We start from the raw sequence: 21,873 nt of genomic DNA, 5'->3' as shown, positions 1-21,873 counted from the left end.
TTAAAATAATGTTTTTACCAACCATAATTTTCTAAATTTATAAGCGGCATCATAACGCTCGGCTTGAAATTGTGTATTAAATTTTCGATCTCGTGGGTCATTGCCAACTCCGGCAACATACATCCAGTTCCCGTAATTGCTGTGCACATCATAATCTAACAACATAGATTCGAAATAAGCAGCACCAATGCGCCAATCTAATAACAATTCTTTTGCAAAATAGGAAGCCACATTTTGTCTTCCTCTATTGCTCATCCAGCCAGTTTCTTTAAATTCGATCATGTTTGCATTTACAAAATCGTCTTTAGTTTCTCCGTTAATCCATTGCTGTACAATTTTTTTATCAGTATTCCAATGGTACTTTTTATGGAGAATTCCGCCAATTTTAAAGATTTTAGCATCATGTTTTAAAGAAATATATTTAAAATAATCTCTCCAAATTAATTCAAAAATAACCCAATAGGTAGAGTCATTTGCGCCAAATTCCTTTTCGTATGCTTTCATTTTCCAATAAATAGTTTTTGCGGATAAACTTCCGTTTGCCAACCAAGGAGAAAATTTTGTTGAGTAATCTCTACCCACTAAACCGTTTCTTGTTTCTTTATAAAATCCAACTTTTTTACTTTCAAATAGATAATAATTCAATCTTTTTAAAGCTTCTGATTCTCCGCCTAAAAATGGAAAAGCAGATTTTGGATGCATTTCAAAATCTTCAAAACCTAAAGTTGAAAGCGAAGGAATTACGGTATTATTTTCAATGATATTAGAGGATGCTAATTTCGAGGTGTAAACTTCCTCTTGAATTTCAACATACTTTTCTAATTTTTTTCTAAATTGTGTAAACACATCCGGAATATTGCTAAAATTCTTAGAAACGGTTTCTGGATGGTATAAAAACTGATCATAATCGTCAATAAATTTCACATCGTCAGACAATGTTTTTTTTATCAATTCATTGGTGTCAAGTTCTTCTCGTGTCCATTCTCTTTGAGTATATATCGCATCCACTGAAAATTCATCACACAAAAAAGAAATTTTATTTTCTGGTGCATCAAAATAGGTGAGAAGCGTAATATTTAAAGTAGCTAAATTTCTTTTTAAATCTGTAATGGTTTCGATAAGGAATTTTGCTCTAAACTTTGCTGTTTTTTGAAAACCGAATGCATCCTCTTTAAAAAATTTAGGATCAAAAAAATACACAGCAATTACTTTTCTATGCTTTTCAGCGGCGTTATTGAGTGCTATATTATCTAGAGTTCGTAAATTATTACGAAACCATATTAAACTGGTGTTGTTTTGTTTCTCCTGCATTTTTCGCTACAATATTTTACGTTTTCCCAATTTTTTTCCCATTTTTTGCGCCATGTATAAGGGCGTTCGCATACAAGACAAATTTTTGTTGGAAGGTTTTCTTTTTTCAAAATTACTTGTTTATGTTGTTAATCATTCCGTTAAAAACAAACCAATGAAAAGGCATCACAGAATACCAATACAATCTGCCAGCCAAACCATGAGGTCTAAAAGTGGCCGTTTGATATAAAATGCCGTCTTCAATTCTAAATTCTAACCAAGCTTCGCCGGGTAAAATCATTTCTGCATAGAGTAGTAGTTTGCCCTTCTCTCTATCCGCATATATTACGCGCCAAAAATCTAGGGCATCACCAGAATTTAATTCAGACGGATGTCTTCTTCCTCTTCGTAAACCTGCACCGCCAAAAAACTGATCTACAATTCCACGAATTTTCCATAGAAATGTGCCGTAATACCATCCGGTTTCACCACCAATTGCCCAAATTCGATTTAAAGTAACTTCTTTATTTTTAACTTTTCTTTTTTTGAAATCTCTAAAGCAACCATATTCTGGAACATTTATAAACTCATGTACATAATTTTTTAATTTCCCACTGCTTACATAAGAATCTTTCCAACTAGAAATAATACTATTTTGCTCAATTTTCTTGAAAGCCAATTCTACGGCTTCCTTATAGGTCATTGGGTGTACGTCTAGTATTTGATTGATATCACTTTTGATACCAATAACTTCTACGCCCATAGAATTTACTAAAGTGCGTGCTAATTTGTAAGAAGTTGAGGTAACAAAATACAGCCAATATGAAGACAATCCGGGAGTCATTACAGGGATTGTAACAATCCATCTTTTTAGTTTTCGTACTTCTGCAAATTGCAATAACATCGTTTTATAGGTCATTATTTCAGGACCAAAAATATCATACGAAGTATTGAATAATTCTTTTTTGTCTAAGGCATTATGTAAAAACGACAACACATCTCTAATTGATAGGGGTTGCGTTTTTGTGTTTAACCATTTCGGAGTAATCATAAATGGTAATTTTTCTACAATATCCCTTATAATTTCAAAGGATGAACTTCCAGAACCTACAATAATGCCTGCCTTAAAAGTGGTTAAGGAATATTTTTTTGATGCCAAAGTTTTTTCAACATTTTTTCTAGAAAGTAAGTGCTTAGATAGCTTTGTGTCATTCGTAATTCCGCTTAAATAAATAACTTGTCGTATCGAAGTTTGTTCTGTAAATCGTTTAAAATTAAACGCACATTTTTCTTCTAAAATATGGAATTCTTTTGCCGAATTAGACATGGAATGTATCAAATAATACGCTAGATCAATATCTTTTGGAATTGCCTCTAATGAGGGGCCGCTTAAAAAATCGGCTTCAACAAGTTCTACATTTTTTTGATCCTTGTAATAATTCTGAGCCCTTTTTTTATCTCTAACAGGACACACAATTGTATGGCCATCTTGTAATAATAACGGAATTAAACGTTTGCCAATATAGCCAGTTGCACCTGTTACGAGAATTTTCATTAAGTTTTATTTAGTTTTTTTTGGTCGTTGATATGTAAGTTGCTTCTTGAATTTAGGAATAGCATACGTGTCTAAACCATTAATAGCAGCTACGTTACCAACCGATAAATTGATCAATCCATCGTCTTGCAACAATTCGTCTTTTACATACAATTCCTCAATTTGAGCAACAATTAGCATCACATCGTTTGAAGGTACATAAATTTCTTCAATAAATTTCATGCTCATTTGTACGGGCGCATTTTTGACAAAAGGAGCCTTAAATTTTCCTTTAAATTCTGATTCTAAATTCGTCATATCAAATTCAGAAACGTCTGTAGGATATTTTGCAGATGTATGATGCGCATCTTCTATTATGTCTTCCCAAATATGATTTATAGTAAAGATTCCCGATTCTTTAATATTTTTATAAGTATCTCTGGGCACTGTGGTGGGTCTTAAAATAAAACCTAATGTTGGCGGATTCGACCCTAGATGCGTAACGGAGCTAAAAACGGCTACGTTTGCAACGCCATCAGCAGAAATGGAGCCTAATAAATTGGCCGACTTAAAGCCTGAGCAACTGTTTATTAAGTTGATTTTGTATATTTTATCGAGACTTTGGATGTCTGTATGATTAAAAAAATGCATGGTTTTGTTTTTAATATATACAAACAAAGATACAAATTGTTTAACAAATTACATCGTAAGTTAAACACAAGGTATCGTTAAAACTGAGCGTTTGAATCAAAAAATAAAATTTTTTCAGCACTCAAATTAAAATACATAGGTAAAGCCCAAAAGATAGTCGCCTTTATTGCTGTTAAAGGTAAGTTCCATGTGTTTCTGTTCATAGCTTTTTGTGAATAAAAAATTACTGCCAAGACCAATAGTTGCTCCTATTAAAACATCAAAAATATCATGTTTTTTTGAGTCAATTCTACTCGCGGCCGTAAAGCCAGCAAACACATAAGCAGGAATGCTATATTTAAGCCCGTAGCGTCTATGAATAAAACCTGCACTATAAAAAGTTGTAGCGGTATGACCAGACGGAAATGAATTATTGTTACTCATATCTGGTCGTTCCTTGTCGATGCTCAATTTTAATCCGTAAGTAACAGCACACGAGGTTAATAGTCCTTTTGTAAATTGCCAAGCACCTTCTTTGTCCCCAATTATAAATGTAGTTCCCAACGAAACTAATGGCATGGCAAAAAGAAATACATCTCCTGTTTTCTGAATTGCTCTTATTTTTGTTGAGTTTGTTTCTTGAGCTAGAAGTGGCGAAAATGTAAAAAATAGAACTACAAGATAAAGTATTAAAAATTTTATTTGTTTAGGGTTCATCTATTTTAGAAGTATTAATTTAAAGAGTTAAACGCTTATTAAAAATAAGTAAAAATTCTAAAGGAATTTTAAACAAAATCCCAAAACACGTATATGCATTTTGGGATTTTTAAAATGAAGTTCAATCAATGAAAAATGAAATTAATCTTTATCTTCTTTATCGTTTTTTACTTCTTGTTTTACAATTTTTCGTTAGTATTTATAGCTACTTCCATCTCTATTTTGCCTTTTTCAATCATGAATTCATAGAGCATTTCATTCGGAGTTTCAGAAATTTCTGCTTCTTCAATTTCATAGCCTGGAAAAGCGACCATTAATGCACTTTTAATAGTTGCAGGAATGTCTTTTTTACTGATTTCATGTTCTGTTTCTTGCCAAGTACCGTCTTGTAAAAAGTTAGCGGAATAGGCTACTTTATTTATTTTAAATTCTGCTTCCCATTCGGTAGCAGATTCTTTATCCCATTTTACTTTTTTTACGGTAGGAAATTTTTTAGAAAAAGCTTGTGTTACTTTTAATGGTGCCTTGTCTGCTGATGTAAAAGCAAATAATGCACATGCTAACAGGGTACTTAAAACTATCTTTAATGTTTTCATTTTTATTGTTTTTAAGATTAATAATGATGTAAATCTAATAACCAATTCTAAAGATGAGTTTAAGAGAATCTAAAGAAATTTTGAATGAATATAATGTAACAAAAAAGGCGAATCTTTTTACTGATTCGCCTTCATGTAAGCGTTTAATAGCACACTAAAATTATTAAAATTTATACGTATATCCCAAACGGATAACTTGTGTTTCGTTATAATTGTTGCTGGTATAACTAAATCTATCTCCTTTAATAGTCTGTTTAATGACCATTGTATTTAATACGTCTGTAGCATTTAAAAAGAGCTCTCCTTTTCCTTTCTGAATTGATTTTTTAAGACCTAAATCCAACGAGAACATAGCGGCTCTTTTGCCTTGCGGAATAATATCCGGAGCTAAATAACTCGCGGTTAATTGCGCATCTAAGGTTTTAGAAAAATGAAAGCTGTTGTTTAATTTTAAAGTTCCAGAAGTTATTTTTTGTTGGTTTGCCGAGAAAATATTTTTCGTTGGATATAAATTAACGACCGAAAAAGCATCAATCTGATTTTGATACACATTTCCATTTAAATTAAAAGAATAGCTATCGGAAACTTCTTCTTCATAAATCACTTCAAGTCCGCTGTTGAAACTTTTACCAGCATTCTGAAAAATCGCATAAATTAGAGGATCGTTGCCAACCGTACTAGAAATTCTAGTAATAGTTCCATCTGCAAAACGATGGTATAAAGCACTATATAAACTACCTGATTTCCAACTGGTCTTATAGCCGAACTCTAATAAATTTGTAAACTGCGGACGTAAATTAGGATTCCCAACTTTAATGATTTCGGCATCATCGTATTTTGGAAAGATTCGAATATCAACTTCATTTGGTCTATCTACACGTCTGTTATAAAAAAGTGAAATTTTATTGTTTTCATCAATCTTTTGAGCAAATCGTAGGTTGGGAAAAGGTTCAAAATAGGTATAACCTCCTGTTTTGTAGGTGTTATGATTTGGGTTTACAAAATAATTTAAATCAACATATTCTACTCGCAAACCAATTTCTGCTTCGTATTTTTCATTTTCATATATATAATTTCCATAAACAGCAGGAATAAATTCTTTGTATTCTGCTTCGCCACCTGCTTCTATATCCAACGGAGTATTTGCTCCAGGAAAAAACTGCATATTAATTGGTATATTTCTTTGTCTTACTTTTATACCTGTTTCCATTTTACCATATTTTAAGGGCTTTACGTAATCGATATTAAAATCATACACCTGCTCATCCGAAAGGAGCTTAAAAGAATTTTCACTAATTGGTTCGTTGGGTAAAATATTATCGAAAAAGTATTTTTCATCCTCTCTATGAAACGTATAATTGAATCCCAATGTTAAGTTATGGCCGGCTTCTTTAAACTTATGAAGATAACTTGCCGTTGCCATCGCAGTTATTTTCACTTCATCTTCTAGAAATTGCCAAAGTCGTAAACGAGTGCTTAGGTCTTCATTAAAAAAAGGTTGATCTCCATTGTCAATAATTACTTCTGTGCCGTATAAACCCGAAAAAGTAATCGTGTTTTTGTCGTTTAAATTCCAATCTACACCCGATTTAAAAGTAGAAAAATGGGTGTCTCTATTTCGTTTCGATTGCTGGTTTATGATCGTTCCGTCATCATAAGTTCTAGTTACAAACTCATTTTTATTTAAAGTTTCGGTGTATAAATAATCACCTTGAAAAAAGATATTTACATTGTCTTTTCTATAATTTAAAGAAACTGATGGGTTCATTTTTGGCGTAGCAGTATACTGCGGTCTAATGGTTGGTAGGTTTTCTTTACGAATCCATAGAGCACCTAATCCGCCAGTAAAACCAACTTTTCCGTTAAAGCCTTCCGCTTTATTTTTCTTATAAATGATATTGATAATTCCGCCATTTCCATTCGCATCATATTTGGAAGATGGATTATTAATTACCTCAATTCGGTCAATGGCGGAAGACGGAATATTATCCAATCCAGCTTGATTTCCAAAACCGGTAAGTGCAGTTTGTTTGCCATCAATCAACACAATTACTTTATCATTTCCACGTAACTTTACTTTCCCATCCAAAATGCTTACACTTGGTAAATTTTGCATCGCTTGTAAAACAGAACCGCCACTTTGATTGATATTATCCTTTAAAGAGTAGGTTTTTTTATCCATCTTGGCACTAATTTCATCTTTTTTAGTGTCAATAACTATCTCATTTAAACTTGCAATATCTTCACTAAGTTCAATGTTTTTTAAATCAATAAATTTAGAGAGCGTTCCTATATAAATAGATTCTTTATAGGTAATGTATCCAATGGTAGAAATTTCAAGAAAATAATTTCCAGATTTTAGAGTTGCAATTGTAAACAGCCCTTCTTCGTTGGTTGCTGTTCCGATAACAAAGGCATTATCTAATTTATATTTTAGAACTACACTTGCATACGAAATCGTATTTTGAGTGTTTTTATCTTTTACAGTTCCAGAAACAGTAATATTATTTTGGGCAACGGCTGTTGTATAGAATGAAATTACAACAGCAAATAGTATTATTTTTTTTAGCATTAATTTAATTTTAATGCAATAATACCAATGAAATCTTAAGCAATTTTTAAGTTTTCGTCAACGAACTACTTAAAGTGTATAGAAAAAACATGTTTTTGTTCCTTGTAATCATAAGACAACGTAAATCCATAAAAATCGCAAATCTTTTTAACGATTGCCAAACCTAACCCTGTAGATTGTGCGGCCTTAGATTCTCTATAAAAACGTAAAAACAAACTTTCAGGATTTACAAGCGCTGTATCTCCAAAATTTGAAATAGTCAAGGTTGATTCAGTTGTATAAATTAGAATTTCTTCTTCTCTTTTTTTACCATGTTTAATGGCGTTTGATATTAAATTATTAATCAAAATATCAGCAAGGTAAGAATCCATAGTAACCATTAATTCCTGTTTAGAACTATGCAAAATATTTGTAAATTGCATTTCTTTAAAGTTTTTAATCTTTTCGTTGATCAAAACGGTAAGTTGAACGTTTTCTATGTTAATAAACTGGTTGTTATCTATTTTAGTAAGAATTGTTATTTTTTTATTGAGTTGTTTTAAACGCTGAATGTCTTTTTGAATAGAAGTTACTTGGCTAAATTGTTTGTCATTTATATCGTATTCATTGATGAGGTTGTCAATTTTTGCCTGAATAATTGCTAAAGGAGTTTGTATTTCATGCGATATGTTTTCTGTAAACTGCTTTAAATTTTCATAATCTGTTTTTACTTTATTGGTAAGTAAGGTAATTTCATTTTTCAATTCCGAAAACTCTAAAACATCGCTTTCTACAAGTGTTAGCATTTTTTTTGAAGTTAAAGAAAATCGTTTCATTTGTTCTAAATTCATAAAAAACGGCTTCCATAATTTTAGATTTCTTTTGGTGTTAAAGTAAAATAGAAAAAGAAAAGCCAATAGAAATATAATTATATTAGAGAGTACAATTGCGAATAAAAAATTTTCTGACTCAACCACTAAATTACGTACAGTTATTTTATAGTTCGCTCCATTAATTTTTTTAAAAGTAGATAATTCTCTAAATAGCTCCATTTCATCCTGCGAAGGATCGTAGATAATTGTGTCTTTTAACAACTTGTTCTTTAGTGTTTTTACAATTTCTACCTCTGTTACCGGTGGTAAAGAGTATATGATATTTTGATGTTTTAAAGCATCTGAAACCCTTGCTTCTGTAGAATACAATACTTCCTCAACTTCATTTTTTAACAAGTATTTTGTGTAAAAATATAATGCCACAGAACTTAAAAAAGCCAAAACGAATCCGGTTAAAAGAAAGGTTTTAGATGTTTTTTTTATAAGCGTTATTTTTTTTGACATTTGCTAATCTTCTATAAATTTATAACCACTACCGTATGCAGTTTTAATATATTTTGCACCTTCGGCAGTTAACTTTTTACGCAAATTGTTGATGTGCACATAAATAAAATCAAAATTATCGAGTAAATCGCTATCATTTCCCCAAAGATGTTCGGCAATAATTTCTTTAGATAAAATGCGCCCTTTGTTAGATATAAAAAAAACTAATAAATCGTATTCTTTGCGCGTAAGTCCAATCGAATTTCCGTCTATATACGCTGCTCTCGATTTGGTGTCAATTTTAATTTCGTTAAACTCCATTACCTCCTCACCGCCATAAGTACCACGGCGAAGCACCGCGTTTATTCTCGAATTCAATTCCGCCAAATGAAAAGGTTTTGTAATATAATCATCGGCTCCTAAATCCAATCCTTCCAACTTATCCGTTAAAGAGTTATTAGCAGAAATAATAATAACACCTGCTTTTTTCTTTTCTTTTTTTAGTGTTTTTAGGATGTCTAAACCGCTACCAGAAATTAAATTGAGATCTAAAATAATAATATCATACTCATAGATGGCAGCTTTTTCTGAAGCTTCTCTAAAATTTGATGCAACTTCACAAATATTACCATCACGTTGCAAATAGGTAACAATTGCTTGTTGCAAATCGATTTCGTCTTCGGCTATGAGATATTTCATGTTTGTAAATTTAAGACTATAATAATGTTTAAGAATAGGGTTGTGTAAGTTCTTCGGATAAAAAGGCAATAGTTGTATTTATGATTTTATTTTGAAAGAGTAAATTTTCAGTAATTACTTTGTTAAACAAATTCTTTGTCACAAGTACCTGCGCCGCATATAAACATCCATTGGTAATGCCAACATCATAGCCAAAAGCTTTGGAGGATGGGGTAGTGGTAATCGCTATCAGCTGGCTATTGTTATTAAAATAGGGTGCAACCAACACTTCGGAAGTTGCATTTACTAAAAACGCATTATTCTGTGCATCAATAATGCTATTCTCAATTTCACCACGCTTTAGTAAGTTCTTATTTTCGTTTAAAGTGGGGTTAAAATAAGAACACCACCTAAATCAAAAATTATATTTTTTATAGTTTTCATATTTAGAAATTTATGTTTTTTTCCAAACTAATAACGCCAATAAAACTGAAAGAGTTGCAGCTCCAATCCAAAAAATAGAAATTGTATCAAAATTGTAAATTGTTACACCATTTACGATTGTCTTATTATTCTCGATAAGATATCCACTTGCAATATCTTGAATGCCTGCAGCAGCGTAACTCATAATACCAACAATACCTAATGCTGCACCAGATGCTTTTTTGGATACGATATCAACTGCCATTAGGCCACCTAAATAACATATTAAAGCCCCAATACCTAGTCCGAAAATAACCATGCTTGTGGCATCTAACCACCACATGTTTTTAGGTCCTAATAAAAAGAGTGCTAGGGCAAAAACATTCATTAACCCAAAAAGTAATGCAGGTATATTTCTTCTTCCTTTAAAAAATTTATCTGATACAAAACCTGATGAAGCTGTTCCTAAAATTCCACATACTGCACTAATGGCGACTAAACTATTTGCTTGTGTTAGCGTATATCCTTTGGCTGCTTCAAAATAGTAGGGTCCCCAGCTGTTTACAGCGTATCTAGAGATGTACATAAAGGCACTTGATAATGCTAATAACCATACATAAGGATTTTTTAAAACTCCTCTTTGTTCTTCCCAAGTTGATGTTTTCTTTTTATCAAAATCTTTGTTTACAGGAGGTAACCCTTTGCTCTCTGGAGTATCGTGGAAGAAAATAGACACCATTAAAGCTCCTAATAAGCCGACTATGGCAGCTGCTTTAAAACCCCATTGCCAACCAAAGTAAGAAACAACCACTGCTGTTAAAATATAGGTAAGTGCCTCACCAATATTATGACTAGTACTCCAAAAACCATAAAAACTACCACGTTCAGAATCTTTGTACCATCTAGATAATGATACCACGCTGGCAGGAGCTCCCATAGATTGTACCCAACCATTTATACCCCAGCAAATAGCAAAGAATAAAAAAGTACTGGTAAATCCCATAATTAGGTTTGCTAGTGCGGAAATTAATAAACCTATCGCCATAAACCTTTTAATGTTGCTATGATCTGCCAAAAAGCCATTTGTTAATTTACCGATAGCATATGCAAAGAATAGGGTAGAACCAATAATCCCTAATTCTGACTCTGTAAGTATACCCGCATCTACAATTGGTTTTTTTACAACATTTAGACTCAATCTACATACATAGTACAAACCATACCCTAAAGTAGCCGATATAAATACTTGCCATTTTAGTTTCTTGTAATATAATTTCTGATCTTCTTCTGATTTTGTGATTGAAACTGGAGCTGATTTTTTAAAGTATTTTATCATTTTTTGATAAGAATTTAAAAAGGGCATAACCTATTATGCTACGCCCTTTAATTAACTAATTCAAATTAAATAGTTTAAGAATTTATTGATGTAAACCTCTCTGTCTTAAATAGGTAAGTAATAATTGTGGTCGATCTGTTTGAATGATATCAATGTTATTATTAATATACCAATCATAGATTTTAATATTATTTACAGCTTCTTCATCATCGTGATTTGCATTGTGATGCCCCACAAAGAGTTTACCCAAATACTAGCACCTTTATTTCTAATTTTTTTGAACTCTTTCAGAAATTTTATGGTGTCTGATTTTACTGTAAATTCAAAAGCAATAGGCGCATTTTCAGAATTCATATAATCATCTACAAAGTTGTTAGCAGCCGCGTTAGGTAAGCCTAAAATTGGCATAAAATGTACTTTGTTTAAATACTTACCAAATTCTTTTTTTACTGTAGCGTGCTCTTTTCCACCTTTAATAATTACTTGATTTTCTGTACCCGTTTCTAAAATAATTTGATAACATTTATCAAAAATGGTGTAACTCTTATCGAGGTTCACCAAGATTTTATCTTTTGATATCTGTAATGCTTCTTTAAGTGTTGGTATTGTATGTTTTGTAAGAACACCTAACCCATCTTTTAAATTTAAAGTTCTTAATGAGTCTAAAGTCCATTCTTTAACTTTACCTTTTCCGTTTGTGGTTCTATCTAATGTTTTGTCGTGCATTACAACAAGATGCCCATCTTTAGTTTCTCGAATATCAATTTCTACCATATCAACACCCATTTTTATGCAGTTTTTAATTGCTTGTAATGAATTTTCAGGTGCGTTTCGCCAATCTCCTCTATGAGAAACTACGATAACTTGATTGTTTTTAGAATCTTTTAGATTTGCTATTTTTTCTTGAATAGAAGTTTTTTTAGAAACATTAACATTCAGTTCTTTTTGTTTTTCTTTTTGACAACTAAAAAGGAAAATAACGGATAGTATTAAAATACTACTACCCGTTTTTTTAGTGTAGATTTTAAGAAATTGAAATACATAATTTCTTTTAAAACTCATTATTCAATAATTAATTTTGATGAAGTTGATTTCCCATTTTCAGATATTTTTAAAAGATAAATACCTGATTTTAAATTTAATTGCTCAATTTTCTTATTTCCAGAAATAGTTTTCGAGAAAACATTTTTGCCAAGAATATCAAAAATTTGAACTGATTTTTCACCATTAAAACTAGTTTCTATAGAGAAACTATTTTTAGTAGGATTTGGATATACTTTAAAACCTGGTATAAAACTTTCTTGAGTTGTAGATAATACAACTGTATTTACATTACTTGTATGGTATTGATTTCTTCCGAACATTGGCCAATCTGAATCTGCCAATCCAGTTGATGGAATATCTATAGAATACAATTTGTTATCATAAGACCCAATATATAATGTTCCATTAACAATAGCTGGAGAAGACCATACATCTGCATTTAAGTTAACTTTGAAGTTAAAAGAACCATCAGGATTTAAACAATATAAATGGTCATCCCAAGAACCAAAATATATTTTTCCATCATTGCCTACTGCTGGAGAAGAATTAATAATACTAGCGCCATCTTCCATTACATATTCCCAAACTTGACTACCATCTGTGGCACTTAAAGCTAGCATATTAAAACCCTCTTTTGTTCCAACATATATAGTGCCATCTGAAGCTAAAGCAGGAGAACATACAGATATTCTACCAACTATTGTTTGAGTCCACTTTTGTGTTCCATCTGGATTAATTGCAAAAACAGCTCCAGTTCCACTTCCTTGATCTACACCAACTATTATAGTTCCATCGGCTTGAATAGCTACACCACCCTGTATATTTCCACCAACATTAAATGACCATTTTTGTGAACCATCTGTATTTATAGCGTATAAGTTATCGTCATCATTACCTACATATATGGTACCATCTTGAGCAATTGAAGGAGATCCTCTAAAGTTATCACCACCAGCAAATGTCCACTTTTGAGAACCATCAGAATTAATTGCATACAAATTATCGTCATCAGAACCAATATATATTGTTCCATCATCTGCAATTGCGGGTGTAGAATAAATTACATTACTGCCCACAGCGGCTTTCCACTTTTGAGTTCCACCTGGGTTAATAGCGTGTAAAAAATCATCTTTAGATCCCACGTAAATTGTCCCATCACTTCCAATTGAAGCTGATGAGTATACATTATCCCCAAGCTCTGAATATATCCACTTTAGAGTACCATCTGCATTAATTGCATGAAAGTTGGTATTATCTTCAGATCCAATATAAATTGTACCATCTGAAGCTATTGCTGGTGATTGTGGTTTAATTTGAAATCCTATATCATAAGACCAATTGATTGTTTGTCCGAAAGAAAATTGAAAGATTGCTAAACAAAATAAGAGTGTAATTTTTTTCATAATTTAAAGTTTTAATGATTAATATGTGCTCGTTATTTTACATTTATACGCTTTTGATTAGAATCAAAAAAAAATAAAATTATTTTATGCTTAAAGCATTTTTACTTGGCGTGAAAATAAATCCACACCAGTATAAAATATAAAATTTAACGAGATTTAGTTATTGTATTTTTATCTACTTGTGTGTTTTGGATTCTTACCAAACATCGGCCAAACACTATTAGCTAAACCGCCAGAAAACATTTCTAAAGCATAAAGTTTATTATCATATCCACCAACATAAATAGTACCGTCCGAACCAATTGCGGGAGATGACCATACATCACCACCTGTTAGAAATTTAAATTTTAAGGTACCATCTGGATTAACTGCGTAAACATGATTGTCCCAAGAGCCAAAATATATGACACCGTTTATATCTACAGCAGGTGAAGAATTTAAAATAGCTCCTGGTGTATCAAAAGACCAAACTTGCGAACCGTTGGATACATCTATTGCTAATAGATTATTCCCTTCTTTAGTGCCGATATATATATTCCCATTAGCAATAGCTGGTGCGCAAACAGAAATTCTGCCATTGATAGATGTGCTCCATTTTTCTGTGCCATCTGAGTTCACAGCAAAGATTGCACCAGAACTACCACCTAAATCAACACCTACAACAATAGTCCCGTCAGTATCAATTGCAATACCACTTTGTGCATTTCCTCCAATATTTAAAGACCAAATAGAAGAACCATTTTCTGGATTTAATGCATATAAATTGTCATCATCCGAGGTTACATAAATTGTTCCATCAGATGCGATTGCGGGAGTAGAACGAATATTAAAACCATATGTATTAAAGACCCATTTTTGAGTGCCATCAGGATTTATAGCAAATAAGTTCTCGCTATCTGAACCAATGTATATTGTACCATCTGATGCAATAGATGGTGTAGCATATATTGCATCCCTACCCATATCAAATTTCCATTTTTGTGTACCATCAGGGTTTATTGCATGTAAATGATCATCTTTAGATCCTACATAGATAGTACCATCGCTGGCTATTCCAGCAGAAGAATAGACGTTATCTCCTAGGCCAGTATAAGTCCATTTTAGAGTACCATCAGGGTTTATTGCATGAAAATTATCGTTATCTTCTGACCCTATATATATGGTGCCATCGTCTGCGATTGCTGGTGATTGCGGTTTAATTTGTTTACCTATATCATAAGCCCATTTTTGCCCCCAAACAAAAACTTGTTTCGTATCATTGAACTTTAACCCCTGACTATCAGTTATTTCAATTGAAACATCATAAATACCCGGTTTATTAAATGTATGTTGTGGGTTTTGATCAGTACTAATAGTACCATCTCCAAAATTCCAGCTCCAAGTTGAAGCAGTTGAGTTAGGAAGATAAGCCGGATTGTAAGTAAACTGGACTAACTCTAACGCTTGTGGTGATTGTACATTCAGTAAAAAAGCTGAAATCTCACCTGGTGTTACAATTGATTTTACTGGATTTGATTTTGTTTCATCTGTATAATTAATAACAAAAGAAAAATCGTATTCGACATCATTTTCTAATCCTGAAATTTGATATGAATTCATATTATTCTGTAATTCTATATTTTGATTATTTGGTGTCCAGAAAATAGTATAACTATCAATATCACTTCGATTAGGAGTATCCCATACTGCTATTGCAAATTTATTTCCAGGAAGTACTGAAAAATTTAATTCATCTGCTGGTTTTAATTTAATTTTATTTTTTCCAGAGAATCCTATACCATCATAATTTGCTTGAATGGAAAATTCATAATTAACATCATTTTCTAAGCCTATTATTTCATAATTTAATACAGTTGCATCTACTGTAATTTCTGAGCCATTTGGCGAGTAATTTAGAATATAATTTTGCGGTGTATTGTCTGCGGGACTTTCCCAACTTAAAGCTACCTTTTCGTGAGAAATATCTCCCTTAAAGACTTTAATGGCATCTAAATTAAAATTGCCAGTTGGTATATTCTCCTCTTGACAAGAAGTTAATACTACCGAACATAGAAATAATAAATAATATAATTTGTGTATTTTTTTCATGGTGTACTATTTTATGGATCCAATGGATCAGATGAGTCTAAATGAAGCACTTCTATAAGTGATGTGAATTCTATATCAAAGTCAGACAAACGATTGTATAACTCTACAGGAATGTGATTCATTTCTGCCTGTGAACGTGTAGGATATCTGTTTGAAGAAACATATTCGCTATGCGTATTTGATGTAGAAATAATTCCCTTTTTGTCAATAGGAATGTTGTATTTAAAAATAAGGCGTCCAACATTTCTCATATTTGTTGTGGTATGTCTGGAATGAGGATCTACCAGAAGTCTACTTTCTGGAATATTATAAGTATCCATTACATATTTTCTTACTTCAATCGCTTCGCTGTATGGCGTGTGTACAGGATATAAATGGCCACCAGTAAAAACTAAAAGTGGTGCTTTATTTTGTTTGTATAATTCTACTGCATGATCGGCTCTTGCCATACCGCCAAGACTAATATTTGGTAAGTCGTTTGATGAATTTGGAGAATCTCCAAGTACCACAATTATAGAATAGTCATAATCGGCCCAATTAATAGTTTTTATATAGTTGTAAGCGGCTTTGTTTACTCCTTCTCGCATTGGGAAGTATCTACCAGCTTCATCTCGATCATTAATTTCTAAAACACCTAAAGCGAATTTTAAAAAGGGTTGATAAAACAATTTATAATCGGCTTTATTGGTGTTTAAACTAGTGACTAAGTTTTTTACCAAAAGTTTAAATTGTGCGCTATTTACATCAAAACTTACAGAATCTATAATTGGATATAAAGGAGCTATTCCTGCACAATACGTATCAATTATTTGATTGATTCCCAACAGCATTTCTTGAACAATTAATTGATGTATTCGGTCAATATTTTTTACTTCTTTAAATTGATTAAAAGCTCCTGAAACTCCAATATGATTGTCGCTAAAACTTTTAAAACTAGTAACATTCTCTTCAATAAGTTTTTTAAGGGCAACGTTAATGTTGGTTATTTCATCAACTTTAAATTTAAGTGCCTCTGCATACTGTGCTGCTGTTGCATCATTTTGATTAGAAATGGTATTTAATCGATCTTTATAAAGCGATAAAAAATTTGATAACTCAAAATCTTTCCCCACTAGATTGCTAATAGTAGTATTCTTCTCCACTAAAGTTGCCCAATAAAAGTTACGATCTTGCACACTAGAAGTACTTTGTGTATAGGTGTAATTACTATTAAAAGTAGCTAATTCATAAGTTGTGTCGGTTATTTGTGGGTCAGGATCTATCCCGCCACCAATATTACCACCACCTTCGTCCGGTGTACAGTATGATAGTGAAATAAAAATAATATGTATAAAAATTTAGTATCCATCGTTTTGATAAAATATTGTAGTGTTATTAATCTTTTCTATTTCTGCTTGTGGCATTGGATAAAGCAGTTGATAATCTTGAATACTAATCCCAATTCCAGCATTAATTTCACTTTCTGCAGTTTTAGTTCTTATTAAGTCAAACCAACGATGTCCTTCAAAAGGAAATTCTAAAAACCGTTCATTCAAAATCGTTTCTCTAAAACTATTTTGATTTGAAAGTTCTGTTGATGTTAATGCAGGTAAATTTGCTCTTTCTCGCACTTCATTCAAATAAGTAAACGCAATACCATTTGCTTGATAACTTTGTTCATTTAATGCCTCAGACAGCATTAATAAAACATCTGCATATCTTAATAAAATATAATCATTACCAAAATTTCTTGTTGCGGTAGATTCCGTATCAAAAAACTTAGAAGGTGCAAAAAGATTACCTGTAGCTCTAAAAGCTATGGCGTCTTTTCTATTATCTGATGCAGAATAGGCAGTTGTTAACTTTGGCGTAAAAGGAGATATTGATAAATCGGAAACTGCAAACCACAAACCGTGTCCTTCGCCTTCTATTTCTTTATTAAATCGTATCGAAAAAATAATTTCGTTGTTTGTTTTATTGCTGGTGTCAAAAACGTCAGAAATAGTAGGTAACAAACTATACTGACCGACTACATCATTTAAAACGGTTACGGCTTCTGCATATTTATTTTGGGTTAAATATACTTTTCCTAACAATGTTCTTGCAGCTCCTTTTGTAGCTCTACCAAAGTCTTGAGAACTATGCGATATTGGCAAATGTTCTACTGCAAAAAGTAAATCTGCTTCAATAGCCTCATAAACTTGAGCTACTGGACTTCTGCCAAGAGTAAGCGATTCTTCTGCACTTATTTCAGTAAGAACTATTGGCGCATCGCCCCACAACCTTACAATATTAAAATAGGTTAAAGCTCTTATAAATCTTGCTTCGCCTTCGAATTGGTTTTTTATTTCTTCATCAAAATTAGCTTCGTTAATTTTATCTGTAATTACATTGGTTCTAAAAATACCATTATAAAAATTTGCCCAAGCATTTTGTAAGATTCCGTTTGCTGAGGTTTCTTGAAATTTATTGATGTTAAATCTGTCCTGCGTACCCGCTGTTGGTGCTAATAAATCTAAATTATCAGATCGCCATTCTACCAATTCAAAATAAATTTCTACTTGACCTTGTAATTTTGCGTAGGCTGCTAAAACAGCTGCATTAAAATCATCTTTTGTCTTAAAAAAATCTTCTGTATTCAAAACATTTTCGGGAGCTAACTCTACAAACTCTTTACTACAACTAGAAAAAGTTAGTAGCATAGTTAATAATATGTATATAATTTTTTTCATCTGAATTTCGTTTTAAAAAGAAAGATTAATACCTATTGAATAGGTTGTTGCTAAAGGATAAACACCATAATCTAAACCTGGTGTTAACTGATCTCCACCTCCAGCTAAATTTACCTCAGGATTATAGCCTGTATAATTTGTCCATGTAAATAAATTATTACCAGTAACAAATAATCTAGCTTTTGAAAGTTTAAATTTTTCTATTGTAGAACTTGATAAAGCATAACCTAAAGAAACATTTTGTAAACGTAAATAAGAGCCATCTTCTACGTGCCAAGTAGATGTTCTCCCATTGTTACCTCTAGCTTTTCTATTTGCTCGATTGGTGTTTCCGTCTCCCGGGTTTTCCTCAGATTGCCATCTGTTTAATAAATCTCTAGTATTGTTAAAATTACCCTCGCCATTTGCGTTGTATCTTCTAGAAAGATTTAAAATCTCTCCACCATAACTTCCTTGCAAAGCTACATTTAGATCAAAACCTTTGTACTTGAAAGAGTTTGAGAATCCAAATATAAAATCTGGAGCATAGTTCCCTACAATTGTTCTATCTTTATTAACATCTAGTTCACCATCGCCATCCACATCCACAAATCTAAAATCACCCACAGCAGTGCTTTCGAAATGAGGGTATTTGTCAAGTTCTTCTTGCGTAGAAAAAATTCCATCTTGTACCAGTAAAAAATAGTTCCCTATAGGTTGGCCAACCTCTGTTTTAAAAAACGCATGACCAGTACCAGCGGTCGTGATAATATCTGTGTTTTCTGGACCTAAGGCTACTACTTTGTTTCTATTCATAGAAAAATTTAGACTGCTATTCCATTGAAATGCCCCTAAATATGGCGAAAAGGTTATCAAAGCTTCTATACCAGTATTGTTTACTTCACCAATATTCTGTAAAGCAGTTCCAAATCCAGTGGTTTGAGGAACAGGTACTTGCAATAATAAGTCTGTAGTATTTCCGTTGTAGTATTCAAAGGTAAAACCAAGTTGATTTTGAAATAAAGAAACATCTATACCAGCATTAAACATGGCTGTTTTTTCCCAAGAAACATCAGGGTTTGCAACTTGCGATGGTCTTAAACCAGTTTGTCTGCTTCCAGGATTACCAGTTATGTAAGTATCATCTGTAATTAAAGATATTTGCTCATAATTACCTATTTGAAAGTTCCCTGTTAAACCAAAACTTGTTCTTAATTTTAGTTCACTGATCCATTCGCTATCTTTAAGGAAATCCTCTTGTGCTATTCGCCAACCTGCAGAAACGGAAGGGAAATATCCCCATTTATTATTAGCCCCAAAACGAGAAGAAGCATCTCCTCTTAAAGAAGCAGAAAGCAAATATTTATTATCAAAATCGTATTGAATTCTGGAAAGAAGTGAATATAAAGACCATTCTTGAACGCTTCCACTTCCAATAGCAAGTTGTTCTGCATTTATAATTTGAATGGCATTAATAACAGGAGTATCTGAAGTCACAGAAGCGTTTATTCGTTGTAATTTACTTCTATCTTTTTGAGCTGTAATTCCTCCTAAAATATCAAAATTATGTTTGCCGAAACTCTTTTTATAGTTGATGGTGTTTTCAAATATCCAGTTATAAATATTTGTAGTGCTTAATCTTCCAGTCGGATTGGAAGGTCTGCCTGTGTTGTTACGACCTCTTTCCTCTAAAATAGCAGGACGATAATATTCGTTTTGATATTGATTGTAATTCACAGCAAAAGAGGATTTTACTTTTAAATCTTCAATTACTTCATATTCTAAAAATAAGTTTGTTAATAAATTATAATGCTCAATTTCATTTTTAGGTAGCATGGCTAAAGCAACTGGGTTTACAATTTCATTATGTTGATAATCCGTTCCAACTCTCCAGAAACCATTTCCATCATAATTAAAGCCTCCGTCTGGATTGTAAACTGGCCAAGTAGGAGAGTAGGAGAGTGCAGATTGCACAATACCGTCACTAAAATAAGGATTATTAGCACTTACTCTATTTTCAATTGTATAAGAAGGACTCATATTTAATCCTATTTTAAACTTACCTGCATTGATGCCAATGTTTGCTCGAATACCAGTCTTTGAATAATCAGAATTTAAAATAATTCCTTCTTGATTAGAGTGATTTGCAGACACAAAATAATTTACATTCTCGTTACCTCCACGAATAGAAATATTATATCTTTCTATTGCAGCAGGTCTGTATATTTCGTCTTGCCAATCGGTATTTGTCAAACCTTCTACACCTTCTAAATAAGGAAATAATTCTTCTGGAATTTTGTGATATCCAATAGGTCTAATACTATTAGGGTCGTTTGCGTTACCTGTAGGAACTTCTTGTAAATAGGCAGCATCATGGCCATCTTTAGAAAGTCTAGCATATTCATAAGCATCCATCAAATCAATTTTTTTAGATAAAACTTGAAAACCTATAGATTGGTTAATACTCACTTTCATTTTACCTTGTCTGCCTTTTTTTGTGGTAATTAAGACAACTCCGTTTCCACCACGAGAACCGTAAATCGAAGCAGATGCAGCATCTTTTAGAATTTGAATAGACTCTACGTCTTCCATATTAACTATCTCTGTTGCCTGACCCGAACTATCAATGGGCACACCATCTACAACATATAAAGGTTCGCTACCTGCAGTAATTGTTCCGGTACCTCTAACTTTAATAGTTAATTCTCTTCCTGGTTCTCCTGTTGTTTGGATAACTTGGACTCCAGCAAGTTTACCAACTAAAGCTTGATCGAAATTAGATACGGGTGTGTCTTGTAGTTCACCAATATTTGCTTTTGCAATAGAACCAGAAACGTTTGTTAATTTTTGAGAACCATAACCGACGATAACTATTTCATCAAGTGCTGCTGCATCTTCAATTAAAACTATTTTAAGAATAGTTTTGTCTTTTACAGAAACTTCCTTTTTTACAAATCCTAAATATTGTATTACTAAAATTGCATCATCATTTTTTACAGAAATTATAAAATTACCTTCAAAATCTGTTTCAGTACCATTTGTTGTACCTTTTTCTATGATGCTTGCACCTGGTAAAGGATTACCATCTTTATCTGAAATAATACCAGTTATTGAAATTTTTTGCTGCTTAACAATGTCTGGAACAGGTTTTATCTCTTCTTCAATTACTATTGTATTATTTTTAGACAATTGAAATTTTATATTACTTCCTTGAAAACTTTTTTCTAATAGTTTTGATAATAATATAACTCCTTTTTTGAGTTGTACTTTTGGAGTGCGTTCAAATAAGGCTTCAGGATATATGAATCGATAGTTTGTCTGATCTTTAATGATTCTAAAAACTTCATTAACAGAGACGACCTTGTCCTTTTCAATTGTTATTTTTGCCTGAGAAAAACTTTTTCCTGGAGAAAAACCAAAAATGGATGAACACAATAAAAAAATAAATGTTCTCATGATAAAAAATTGTAGCCGTTTGGGTATGACGTAACGGACATTAATAAAATTAATTTTCATAAATTTGAATTGTGTTAGTTATTGTTTAATTAATACTTGATTTTAGGGACGAAGCACTTTA

16 protein-coding genes and 1 pseudogene are annotated in these 21,873 nt (G+C 32.1%); all 17 read right to left on the bottom strand.

Going from position 1 to position 21,873, the window contains the following annotated elements; translation table 11 throughout:
- The 17 genes and pseudogenes from BST83_RS11915 to BST83_RS11835 all read right to left on the bottom strand — a co-directional run bounded on the left by BST83_RS11915 (position 1) and on the right by BST83_RS11835 (position 21,752).
- A complete protein-coding gene (locus BST83_RS11915; RefSeq protein WP_104809978.1) occupies positions 1 to 1,311 on the bottom strand; it encodes a DASH family cryptochrome in 1,311 nt (436 codons plus the stop codon).
- Complete coding sequence (locus BST83_RS11910) at positions 1,281 to 1,421, bottom strand: DUF2256 domain-containing protein (RefSeq protein ID WP_104809977.1); 141 nt, start codon at positions 1,419 to 1,421, stop codon at positions 1,281 to 1,283. The genes BST83_RS11915 and BST83_RS11910 overlap by 31 nt, the downstream gene beginning before the upstream one ends.
- A 2-nt stretch (positions 1,422 to 1,423) precedes the next feature.
- Positions 1,424 to 2,845 (bottom strand): SDR family oxidoreductase, encoded by a 1,422-nt coding sequence (locus BST83_RS11905; RefSeq protein ID WP_104809976.1) that lies wholly within the window; start codon positions 2,843 to 2,845, stop codon positions 1,424 to 1,426.
- Positions 2,846 to 2,851: 6 nt separating this feature from the next.
- Positions 2,852 to 3,475: a flavin reductase family protein gene (locus tag BST83_RS11900; protein ID WP_104809975.1), complete on the bottom strand. Its 624-nt coding sequence runs from the start codon at positions 3,473 to 3,475 to the stop codon at positions 2,852 to 2,854.
- A 126-nt stretch (positions 3,476 to 3,601) separates the two neighbouring features.
- Complete coding sequence (locus BST83_RS11895) at positions 3,602 to 4,171, bottom strand: phosphatase PAP2 family protein (RefSeq protein WP_104809974.1); 570 nt, start codon at positions 4,169 to 4,171, stop codon at positions 3,602 to 3,604.
- A gap of 179 nt (positions 4,172 to 4,350) precedes the next feature.
- Entirely contained in the window at positions 4,351 to 4,767 is a 417-nt protein-coding gene (locus tag BST83_RS11890) for a PepSY-like domain-containing protein (RefSeq protein WP_240614738.1), read from the bottom strand.
- A gap of 163 nt (positions 4,768 to 4,930) precedes the next feature.
- Positions 4,931 to 7,339: a TonB-dependent receptor gene (locus tag BST83_RS11885; protein WP_104809973.1), complete on the bottom strand. Its 2,409-nt coding sequence runs from the start codon at positions 7,337 to 7,339 to the stop codon at positions 4,931 to 4,933.
- A 65-nt stretch (positions 7,340 to 7,404) separates the two neighbouring features.
- Positions 7,405 to 8,655: a sensor histidine kinase gene (locus tag BST83_RS11880; RefSeq protein WP_104809972.1), complete on the bottom strand. Its 1,251-nt coding sequence runs from the start codon at positions 8,653 to 8,655 to the stop codon at positions 7,405 to 7,407.
- Between the two features lie 3 nt (positions 8,656 to 8,658).
- A complete protein-coding gene (locus tag BST83_RS11875) occupies positions 8,659 to 9,333 on the bottom strand; it encodes a response regulator transcription factor (protein ID WP_104809971.1) in 675 nt (224 codons plus the stop codon).
- A 28-nt stretch (positions 9,334 to 9,361) separates the two neighbouring features.
- A complete protein-coding gene (locus BST83_RS11870) occupies positions 9,362 to 9,598 on the bottom strand; it encodes a hypothetical protein (RefSeq protein ID WP_146092170.1) in 237 nt (78 codons plus the stop codon).
- A gap of 168 nt (positions 9,599 to 9,766) precedes the next feature.
- Positions 9,767 to 11,071, bottom strand: coding sequence for an MFS transporter (locus tag BST83_RS11865; protein ID WP_104810860.1), 1,305 nt, complete (start codon positions 11,069 to 11,071; stop codon positions 9,767 to 9,769).
- An 82-nt stretch (positions 11,072 to 11,153) separates the two neighbouring features.
- Positions 11,154 to 12,133: pseudogene (locus BST83_RS11860) on the bottom strand (glycerophosphodiester phosphodiesterase family protein).
- Positions 12,133 to 13,518, bottom strand: a complete 1,386-nt coding sequence (locus BST83_RS11855) for a T9SS type A sorting domain-containing protein (protein WP_104809969.1) — start codon at positions 13,516 to 13,518, stop codon at positions 12,133 to 12,135. The pseudogene BST83_RS11860 and the gene BST83_RS11855 overlap by 1 nt, the downstream one beginning before the upstream one ends.
- Positions 13,519 to 13,689: 171 nt before the next feature.
- Positions 13,690 to 15,606, bottom strand: coding sequence for an outer membrane protein assembly factor BamB family protein (locus BST83_RS11850; RefSeq protein ID WP_104809968.1), 1,917 nt, complete (start codon positions 15,604 to 15,606; stop codon positions 13,690 to 13,692).
- A gap of 11 nt (positions 15,607 to 15,617) precedes the next feature.
- Positions 15,618 to 16,781, bottom strand: a complete 1,164-nt coding sequence (locus BST83_RS11845) for a YdcF family protein (protein WP_104809967.1) — start codon at positions 16,779 to 16,781, stop codon at positions 15,618 to 15,620.
- Positions 16,782 to 16,943: 162 nt separating this feature from the next.
- Positions 16,944 to 18,317 carry a RagB/SusD family nutrient uptake outer membrane protein gene (locus BST83_RS11840; protein WP_205853583.1) on the bottom strand — a complete coding sequence of 458 codons (1,374 nt, stop codon included), beginning with the start codon at positions 18,315 to 18,317 and terminating at the stop codon, positions 16,944 to 16,946.
- A gap of 12 nt (positions 18,318 to 18,329) precedes the next feature.
- Entirely contained in the window at positions 18,330 to 21,752 is a 3,423-nt protein-coding gene (locus BST83_RS11835) for a SusC/RagA family TonB-linked outer membrane protein (protein WP_104809966.1), read from the bottom strand.
- Between the last annotated feature and the right edge of the window lie 121 nt (positions 21,753 to 21,873).

It is taken from the genome of Polaribacter filamentus (genome assembly GCF_002943715.1).
Taxonomy (GTDB): domain Bacteria; phylum Bacteroidota; class Bacteroidia; order Flavobacteriales; family Flavobacteriaceae; genus Polaribacter; species Polaribacter filamentus.
The sequence above is the reverse complement of the archived record's forward strand: the minus strand, read 5'-3'. Positions and strand labels throughout refer to the sequence as shown.

Excerpts from the sequence above, each read along its gene's own strand:
- BST83_RS11915 (WP_104809978.1), bottom strand. The coding sequence starts at position 1,311 with ATGCAGGAGAAACAAAACAACACCAGTTTAATATGGTTTCGTAATAAT.
- BST83_RS11905 (WP_104809976.1), bottom strand. The coding sequence starts at position 2,845 with ATGAAAATTCTCGTAACAGGTGCAACTGGCTATATTGGCAAACGTTTA.
- BST83_RS11900 (WP_104809975.1), bottom strand. The coding sequence starts at position 3,475 with ATGCATTTTTTTAATCATACAGACATCCAAAGTCTCGATAAAATATAC.
- BST83_RS11895 (WP_104809974.1), bottom strand. The coding sequence starts at position 4,171 with ATGAACCCTAAACAAATAAAATTTTTAATACTTTATCTTGTAGTTCTA.
- BST83_RS11890 (WP_240614738.1), bottom strand. The coding sequence starts at position 4,767 with ATGAAAACATTAAAGATAGTTTTAAGTACCCTGTTAGCATGTGCATTA.
- BST83_RS11885 (WP_104809973.1), bottom strand. The coding sequence starts at position 7,339 with ATGCTAAAAAAAATAATACTATTTGCTGTTGTAATTTCATTCTATACA.
- BST83_RS11880 (WP_104809972.1), bottom strand. The coding sequence starts at position 8,655 with ATGTCAAAAAAAATAACGCTTATAAAAAAAACATCTAAAACCTTTCTT.
- BST83_RS11875 (WP_104809971.1), bottom strand. The coding sequence starts at position 9,333 with ATGAAATATCTCATAGCCGAAGACGAAATCGATTTGCAACAAGCAATT.
- BST83_RS11865 (WP_104810860.1), bottom strand. The coding sequence starts at position 11,071 with ATGATAAAATACTTTAAAAAATCAGCTCCAGTTTCAATCACAAAATCA.
- BST83_RS11855 (WP_104809969.1), bottom strand. The coding sequence starts at position 13,518 with ATGAAAAAAATTACACTCTTATTTTGTTTAGCAATCTTTCAATTTTCT.
- BST83_RS11850 (WP_104809968.1), bottom strand. The coding sequence starts at position 15,606 with ATGAAAAAAATACACAAATTATATTATTTATTATTTCTATGTTCGGTA.
- BST83_RS11840 (WP_205853583.1), bottom strand. The coding sequence starts at position 18,317 with ATGAAAAAAATTATATACATATTATTAACTATGCTACTAACTTTTTCT.
- BST83_RS11835 (WP_104809966.1), bottom strand. The coding sequence starts at position 21,752 with ATGAGAACATTTATTTTTTTATTGTGTTCATCCATTTTTGGTTTTTCT.